Below are 1,115 nucleotides of genomic sequence, written 5' to 3' on the forward strand. Positions count from 1 at the left end.
TTTATGCTAAATTTTGCTAGTAGACGGCAGCCGCTCGCTGCGCGGATAGACAAAATTTCTGTATCAGGCGCCCAGCGAAATTTCATGGCGGAGCTGCGAAAAGAATTTTAACGGCGTGCCTGCGGAAAGAAATTTCAATAGCGTACGGCGAGAAATTTTAGCGACGTCGCCCCTCGCTTCGCCGCTTATAAAATTTGCAAATTTTATCTCCCGAGCGTTCGCCGATAAGGGTTTATAAACCGCGACGCAAACTCCCAGCTTCGTCCTTCCGCCATAACGGCGGCTTAAATTTATCTACTCGTGCTATGTGCGCCTCCAAGTCGGCGCGCATTTACGCTAGCGCAAAGTATCGCGCAGCCAAATTTAAAGGATAAATTTCATTCACAAAATTTTGAAATTTAAAAATTTCAAAGCCCAGGCCGTTTAAATTTAACCGAAGTCGGCAGAGTTTAAATTTTAAAGAGATCTAAATTTTAATTATTTTAAAAAGATGAAGCGCCGTGAAGCAGGCGCTTCACGGCAAATTTAAAGGGAGTTATTTAAGCTCGGGAGCGATCTGTGCTACCCACGCCTCGATACGGCTCTCGGTGAGATCGCTTTGGTTGTCGTTATCTAGCGCAAGGCCAACGAATTTACCGTTTACTACGGCCTTACTCTCGTCGAACTCGTATCCGTCGGTAGATACCGCGCCTACGATCTTTGCGCCCGCTTTTTTGAAATTTTCATATAGCTCGCCCATCGCGTTGCAATACGCATCGCTATAGCTTGAGCTGTCGCCCATGCCGAAAATCGCGACGGTCTTGCCCGCTACGTTAAGAGCCGAGAAATCAAAGCCCGCCCAGTCGTCTTGCAGCTCGCCGTCGTTCCACGTCGAGCTTCCGATTACCAGCGCGGTGTATTTGTCTAGGTCAGCAGGCGCGATATCTGCGACGTTTTTTAGCTCATTTTCGATGCCGAGCTTTTCCGAGATCAGCTTCGCAGCGTCTTCGGTATTGCCCATCGAGCTTCCAAAAATAATTCCAACCATTTGTGATCCTTTTAATAAATTTTGTCGGTGAGCTTGTATGGTACTAATTTCATAATGAAATTTCCCTTAAAGCATTCGCTTTTTATCT

General features: G+C 46.5%; 1 protein-coding gene. It reads right to left on the reverse strand.

Translation table 11 applies throughout. The features are described 5' to 3' along the window. Nucleotides 1-535: 535 nt before the first annotated feature. Nucleotides 536-1,027, reverse strand: coding sequence for a flavodoxin FldA (fldA, locus tag Q0614_RS11335; protein WP_298788788.1), 492 nt, complete (start codon nt 1,025-1,027; stop codon nt 536-538). Nucleotides 1,028-1,115 lie beyond the last annotated feature (88 nt).

The sequence above is a fragment of the uncultured Campylobacter sp. genome (genome assembly GCF_937997595.1).
GTDB lineage: Bacteria > Campylobacterota > Campylobacteria > Campylobacterales > Campylobacteraceae > Campylobacter_B.